We start from the raw sequence: 7,554 nt of genomic DNA, 5'->3' as shown, positions 1-7,554 counted from the left end.
GTGGAAAATTCCTGGCAACAGACGACTAATATTTAGGCAAACTTTTGAGAATTTTATCCCCCTAATTTTTACCACCTAACTTTCGAGCAAAAGAGAAATTTCTCTGACGTCTAATTCTCCGGCAAACTGAGTCGGAAAATTTCAGAGACTTTCCCCAGAATTATGAGCTGAGGATAATCAGAAAAATTGATTGTCGTGGAAAATTCCTGTCAACAGACGACTAATATTTAGGCAAACTTTTGAGAATTTTATCCCCCTGATTTTTACCACCTAACTTTTCAGCAAAAGAGAAATTTCTCTGACGTCTAATTCTCCGGCAAACCGAGTCGGAAAATTTCAGAGACTTTCCCCAGAATTATTTTTTTAGGATAATCAGAAAAATTGAGTGTCGTGGAAAATTCCTGTCAACAGACGACTAAGATTTAGGCAAACTTTTGAGAATTTTACTCTCCTCATTTTTCCCATTCGACTATCGAGCAAAAGCCAAATTTATCTAAATCTAATTCTCCGGCAAAACCAGTCGGAAAATTCCAGAGACTTTCCCCAGAATTATTTTTTTAGGATAATCAGAAAAATTGATTGTCGTGGAAAATTCCTGTCAACAGACGACTAATATTTAGGCAAACTTTTGAGAATTTTATCCCCCTGATTTTTACCACCTAACTTTCGAGCAAAAGAGAAATTTCTCTGACGTCTAATTCTCAGACAAACCGAGTCGGAAAATTTCAGAGACTTTCCCCAGAATTATTTTTTTAGGATAATCAGAAAAATTGAGTGTCGTGGAAAATTCCTGTCAACAGACGACTAATATTTAGGCAAACTTTTGAGAATTTTATCCCCCTGATTTTTACCACCTAACTTTCGAGCAAAAGAGAAATTTCTCTGACGTCTAATTCTCAGACAAACCAAGTGGGAAAATTTCCTAAACTTTCCCCAGAATTATTAGCTAAGGATAATCAGAAAAATTGATTTATCTGAAAAATTCCTGTCAACAGACGACTAATATTTAGGCAAACCTCCGATAATTTTATCCCCCTGATTTTTACCACCTAACTTTCGAGCAAAAGAGAAATTTCTCTGACGTCTAATTCTCAGACAAACCAAGTGGGAAAATTTCCTAAACTTTCCCCAGAATTATTAGCTAAGGATAATCAGAAAAATTGATTTATCTGAAAAATTCCTGTCAACAGACGACTAATATTTAGGCAAACCTCCGATAATTTTATCCCCCTGATTTTTACCACCTAAATTTCCTGCAAAAGATAAATTTCTCTAATTCTAATTCTCAGGCAAACCAAGTGGGAAAATTTCCAAAACTTTCCCCAGAATTATTAGCTCAGGATAATCAGAAAAATTGATTTATCGGGAAAATTCCTGCCAACAGACAACCAATATTTCGACAAACTTTTGATAATTTTATCCCCCTAATTTTTACCACCTAACTTTCCTGCAAAAGAGAAATTTCTCTGACGTCTAATTCTCAAGCAAACCCAGTGGGAAAATTTGCCAAACTTTCCCCAGAATTATTAGCTCAGGATAATCAGAAAAATTGAGTATCGTGGAAAATTCTTGCCAACAAACGACTAATATTTAGGCAAATATCCGAGAATTTTATTCGCCTAAAGGAATGAGATTAAATGAAATACAAATTCTCTCACTATCTCCAGTAAATGGAATAGTCGAATGCCAAAAATAAGAAGGAAAAATTACTAATAATCCTGCTTGTGGTTGAATTTTATATTTATCTGGATTTTCCATGTCTAACTCTGAAAGAAAAGAAGTTACAAAATTTAAGTAACCTGCTCCATAATTATTTTCTTTTATAGTATTCGGAACTTGAATATAATAAACGCCACTGCAATAACTTTCAGGGTGAATATGAGAATTTTGAAATCCTTCCGACTCTAAAACAACTGCCCAACCACTTAACTTCCAATCTGAGGGTAAATTATGGAAAAATTGATAATTAGAGTTATCAGTAAAACGACTAAAATAATCGTGGAGCGAACTATTAATTTTTTTGCTAAGAGCAGCCATTACATGATTATTATCTGTAAAAATTTCGTAGGTTTGACTACCTCTATTTATCGGTTTACCAGGTCGATCTTTTAAAAGAGTAGGATGTTGAACAATGTAATCTTTCAAGTCACTATTATAAGCTGCAAAATTCTCCCATCCTTCAACATCCGCAAACTGGTATTTAGCAACTAATTCTGAAGAGTCAAAAATTGATTCAGCTTCAGACTTTTTACCAATATCTTGCAAAGCTAAACCCAGATGAGCATAAGCTTTAATATGTCTATGATTAATATTTATAGCCTTTTCGAATTGAGCGATCGCTTCTTGAGATTTACCTATTTCTCGCAAAGCTATTCCTAATTGTGCATAAGCATCAGCAGAATTAGAATTAAGTTTAATAATTTTCTGATATAGCTTAACTGCTTCTTCCCACTCAGATTTTTTTCCTAGAATTTCTGCTAAACCTGCCATAGCATTAAGAGAATTTTTATCCTGCTCTAATGCTGCCTTATAACATTTAATTGCTTCCTCATGTTTTTCCTGTTGATTTAACAGAAAACCCAAATTTATATGAGCATCAGTAGAAGTAGGAATTAAATCAACAACAGCTTGATAACAAGCTTCCGCTACATCAACTCTTCCCTGCTCATAAAAAGTAGCAGCAATATTAGTCAAACATTCTGTGGAATGAGGATTAATTTCTAATGCTTGTTGATAAGCTTTTTGTGATTCTTTGAGGTTGCCACGGCGATAAAATGCCATACCTAAAGATGATAAAGCATCAAAATTATTGGGAACTATAGAAATAGCTTTTATGTAAAAAGAAATTGCCTCATCTAACTTTCCTTGAGTTTGAAATATATCCCCCAGAGTCATATTAACTCGCGGATGATTTGGATTAATACTTAAAGCCTTTTCCAACGAAGCGATCGCCTCTTCTATGATTCCTTTTTCTGTCAAAGCAATTCCCAAATTTAGGTGAGAGTCAGCAGATTTTTGATTGAGTTTAATTGCTCGTTGATAAGAGTCAATAGCATTATCTAATTGTTGAGCAGCGCGATAAGTATTGCCGAGATTATTGAGGTATCCAAAATTTAATGGTTCTAGATTAATAGCTTTATTTATTAAATTTATAGCGCTGTTATTATCTCCCATTTGTGCTTTAAGTACCCCCAGATAATTTAAAACTTGAGAATTATTTGGTTCGGACTGAATAATTTTTTCATAGATAACTTTTGCCTCTTGCAATTGTCCGCCTTTGTGAAAAGACAAAGCATAGGATAAGGCATTTTCTGGGAGATTATTGTTTAGTGGTTTTTGACTTTGATTTTTAGCTGCTTTTCTTCTTTGTTCTCGGTTCATCTTTCTCTCCTTATACTAATATTAGATATAAGCATTCAGCTATTAGCTGTCAGCTCTCAGTAATAAGACTCGCTTTTGTAAAATGTTAACTCTGGCGTCCTCAAAAGTTGGGTATAAATAGAGTTTCTGTCTAAAAAAAAGCGACAAAAAAGTAATAGCTAATGGCTGATAGCTGACTGCTGAATTATTACTATTAGGCTAGTAATTTTCAAGTAGTAAATAGGATGCAATTTTTGAATAATTTTCAAAATAGAATTGAATCAAATATTGAATTAATTTAACCTTTCTTTGAATGTAATAATTCAGCATTCAGCAGTCAGCATTCAGCGGTCAGTCTTCAGGCTCTCAATTTCATTATCTTGAGAGAAGGAATTGGCATATTCGTAATTTAAAAGAATTAAAAGTATGGTTAAGAGCTGCTGCTTGCTTCATTTATTAAAAAGCTGAGAGCTGACAGCTAATAGCTGAATGCTTACCTTTGAATAGCCTAGAATACCTACAGCCTAAAATTGTCTGTTTTTAACAAAAACTTAATTTGATTGATAACAACAATATCTAAATGAAGATTAAAATAGAGCGATAATTACTAGATATTTTTAAAGTGCAGGAATATGACAAATAATTCTTTTTTTATGAGTCTAGAGAAACATCTTTAGCCAAAGCTGAAATTGTATCTAAATATTCTGGTTCTTAAGTTAAAACGATAATAACACAAGCAAAAAAAACATCAAAAATATTACATATATTGATACTACTAAACTAAAAATTTCATGTTAAAATTAATTGAAAATTATTCACTCTAAAATTTTTAAGTTAAATATGGAAGGCGAGCAACTATCTTTATTTCCTATTGAGTCTAATAATTCAGATAATTTCTTTACCCGTAAACGTTCTTGGTCAGCATCTAAACATAGAATTATGCTTAGATATATACAGTCTCACTGTTACAATCTTGGTGGTAAAAAACCTTATCAATCTGAATATATAAATTATGTTGATTGCTTTGCAGGTTCAGGTAAATATGAAACAGGAATTGGAATAGAAGATTTTGTCAATAATTCTAAGTTTTGGGCTAGTAAATATCAACATGAATTTGAAAATACTGACGGTTCACCTTTAATAGCCCTCAAATGCGCTAAACTTTTCTATCAAGAAAAACGAGTTAACTTAAGATGCTTTTTTGTAGAGTCAGATTTATCTTCAAACCAACAACTAAAAGAGAATTGTCAACCTGTGGGTAAAAATTTATTCTACAAAATTTATGAACCTCAAAAATTTGAAAATGCTTTACCTAAAATTTTTCAAGAATTAGACAATTATCCTACTTTATTTTTCCTTGATGCTTTTGCTGTTAAAGGAGTTACTTTTGAGCAAATATCTTCTATTGGAAATTATGTTAATCAAAATAAGGGCGAACTCTTTTTGCTATTTCATAATAGACAAGTAGCCCGTCATGCTGGACATTATAAAACATCATATAATAACTCTAAACAACAGAAAGCTAGTGAAAGTTATACTCGTAACCTAACAAAATTGCTAGGTTTTAATTCAGATAAAGATTGGAAACCTCAATGGCAGGAATTGAAAACTCAGCCTCAAGAGTTTGAAAAGTGGGCACTTGAATATTTCAAAGATAGAATCAGAAATGAAACTAACTTTAAAGGTGTTACTAGCTTTGAAGTTAAGGAAACATATAATGATAATAGACCTCAATATAGTATTGTAGTTGGTAGTAATCATCCAGAAAAAGCTTTTGGAGAATTTATAAATGAATTTGTTTGGGAGGAAGAAAAATTACTTTTCTTTCAAGATAGTCATCAAGGTAGTCATAAGTTTCTCGAAAAAGAGTGGAATGCAGAAAATGATAGAAGAATTGCAACAATTAAACCTATATCAATTGAAATACTCAGAAAAGTTAGACCAGACTGGATATCCTTTAAAGATGCCATTACTAAAATTATTTTAGAATTAGATAATATAGGTTTATTAAAAAGAACTCAATTTTACAACCACATATTAGACTCGCTTTATAAAGAAGGTATGTTGGAGATAAAAAATCCCGGTTCAAGAAAGGGTTACAAATTAGAGAGTTTACTAAGGATACTAGAATAATCTAAAGTGCTAATTTGAGTTGTAATAGTTCATCATTAGTACAACTCATAATTTATTTTTAGCTACGAGCAAATAAAAGTTTCTTTTTGTGACTTCTAGGAACACGACTTAAGAATTTTTCTTGATGTTTTGCCCAAACTTCCGGCATTTCATCCCAAATTTTTCCATCAAAAATTCTGCCTAAAGCTTTAGGAGTTCTACCACCCCATTGTTTAAAGAAAAAAGCTACATTAGCAGCTTGACATTGTTCATAAATATTTTTTACCCATTCCTCTTTCATCGGGCGATATTTATTGCCAGATTCACCACCTACAATTACCCAATCAATACCCGTTAAATTAAGTTCTAAATCCCCTAAAAGTGGTTCACAAGAAAGGAACCTCACATTAGCATCTACTTGTCGCAAATAATCAACACGATGAACATAATTTTGACTTTCCACTGACACACCCATCCAAATATTTTCATGCCATTCTAACTCAGGCGCTATATTAACTAAACGTTCATGTCTTTTCGTCAAAATTTGATAAATATGCCGAGGGGTTTTGCCAATTATTTCAAATACTTGTTTGATAAAATCAACAGGAACATCTTCGTGGAAAATATCGCTCATTGAATTAACAAAAATTCGGCTAGGAGTCCGCCAACTTAAAGGTTGTTTCAACCGCTCAGAATGAACTTTCAAAGTAAAGCCTTCAGGAAAATTATTAGTAAAACGTTTTGTAATTGCTTCTGCATAACAATGAGTACAACCAGGACTAACTTTGTCACAACCCGTCGTAGGATTCCAGCTCTTGTCCGTCCATTGTATACCAGTTTTATTACTAGCCATAGTTAAATTTACCTTCTCAAAAAAGAATAATTATTAAGTTCTAATTATTGACTTATTTTTTTTAATTAGTTACTTAACTATAGCTTTTTTTGAACCATAAATCAACCTATTTATATAGTAATATAAAAACTTAAAATTATCTCAATAAAAAAACATAATATTTACTAAATATCAATAATAAAATAGTTAATTACATAAGCAAAATTAATTACCGAAACAATTAAACAATTAAACAATTAAATAATTAGATAATTCAGGTTTAAAGCCTCCCCTTGAAAGGGGAAAAAGCGGTTGAGGGATGCCGAGGAGACCTCGGCATATCCAATCAACCAAGAGAGCGGTTGTTTGCGGAGCAGTCCGTTAGGATGGAATGGATGGGTTACCTAACCATATCCAATCAACCAAGAGAAATTTATTTTTTCCTTTTAGTCAATCCTCTCCCTTTTAGGGAGAGGTAATTATCCATTATCCATTATCCATTATTGAAATATTTTGATATTTTAAATAGCATTAACAACGAGAGTAAAACAAAATAACCCAATCTGTTGAATCTTAAAAAAAGACAAAGATATAGGAAAAGCCTCCCCAAAAAACTTATCTTAAAAAAGACGAATTAAAAACTGTCCTAATCATGGCAAAAATCACTCACAAAGAAGTATTCGCTCTCCTAATCAAAGAAGTTCTTGAAGCTTACCCAAAGGTAGAAAATAAGTTGGATTTTGTATCTAAAGATATTTTAGACCATCTTAACTCTAATAGCGATAAGGTGAGAGAAAGATTGCGTAAGGGATCTTTTACAAAAGATGATGGTAAAATTAATCAAACCGAAGCTTTTTTACTCACCTGGGTAGATGAAGTCTGGGATGTAAAAAATGGTAATAAAGAGTTATATAAAAAATTTATCTCTGACTTAAATGGAACACCACAGGAGTTTGATTTATATGACAAAGAGGTACCTCAAATTAATAATGGATAATTGATAATGGATAATTGATAATGAAAACTATAGCAATCGCTTCTTATGTTGTCACAATTCAAAAATCACAAATCAACTCCAAAACTCTTACCGAATAATTAAGGTTTAAAGCCTCTTCTTTCAAGGAGAAAAAAGAAAAAAATCATTTTACTCAATCCTCTTTTTTAAGGAGAGGTAATTATTAATTATTAATTATTGAACTATCGATCATTGCCTGCAAAATTATTCCTAATCAGTAGATTCGGAAGATTTT

General features: G+C 32.0%; 4 protein-coding genes. 2 read left to right on the top strand and 2 right to left on the bottom strand.

Annotated elements, in window-relative coordinates; genetic code table 11:
- Nucleotides 1–1,611: 1,611 nt before the first annotated feature.
- Nucleotides 1,612–3,381: a tetratricopeptide repeat protein gene (locus F6K40_RS37295; RefSeq protein WP_293144379.1), complete on the bottom strand. Its 1,770-nt coding sequence runs from the start codon at nucleotides 3,379–3,381 to the stop codon at nucleotides 1,612–1,614.
- An 819-nt stretch (nucleotides 3,382–4,200) separates the two neighbouring features.
- On the opposite strand from F6K40_RS37295, the gene tcmP reads away from it, so the two are divergent.
- Complete coding sequence (tcmP, locus tag F6K40_RS37290; protein WP_293144376.1) at nucleotides 4,201–5,493, top strand: three-Cys-motif partner protein TcmP; 1,293 nt, start codon at nucleotides 4,201–4,203, stop codon at nucleotides 5,491–5,493.
- Nucleotides 5,494–5,551: 58 nt separating this feature from the next.
- Here the strand turns inward: tcmP and F6K40_RS37285 are convergent, their stop codons facing one another.
- Nucleotides 5,552–6,325 carry a DUF5131 family protein gene (locus tag F6K40_RS37285; protein ID WP_293144373.1) on the bottom strand — a complete coding sequence of 258 codons (774 nt, stop codon included), beginning with the start codon at nucleotides 6,323–6,325 and terminating at the stop codon, nucleotides 5,552–5,554.
- 631 nt (nucleotides 6,326–6,956) lie between these two features.
- Here F6K40_RS37285 and F6K40_RS37280 point away from each other — a divergent pair.
- Complete coding sequence (locus F6K40_RS37280) at nucleotides 6,957–7,301, top strand: hypothetical protein (protein WP_293144370.1); 345 nt, start codon at nucleotides 6,957–6,959, stop codon at nucleotides 7,299–7,301.
- The last annotated feature ends 253 nt before the right edge of the window (nucleotides 7,302–7,554 follow it).

The sequence above is a fragment of the Okeania sp. SIO3I5 genome (assembly GCF_010672085.1).
In the GTDB taxonomy this organism is placed as follows: domain Bacteria; phylum Cyanobacteriota; class Cyanobacteriia; order Cyanobacteriales; family Microcoleaceae; genus Trichodesmium.
This window is presented reverse-complemented; position numbering and strand designations above follow the sequence as displayed.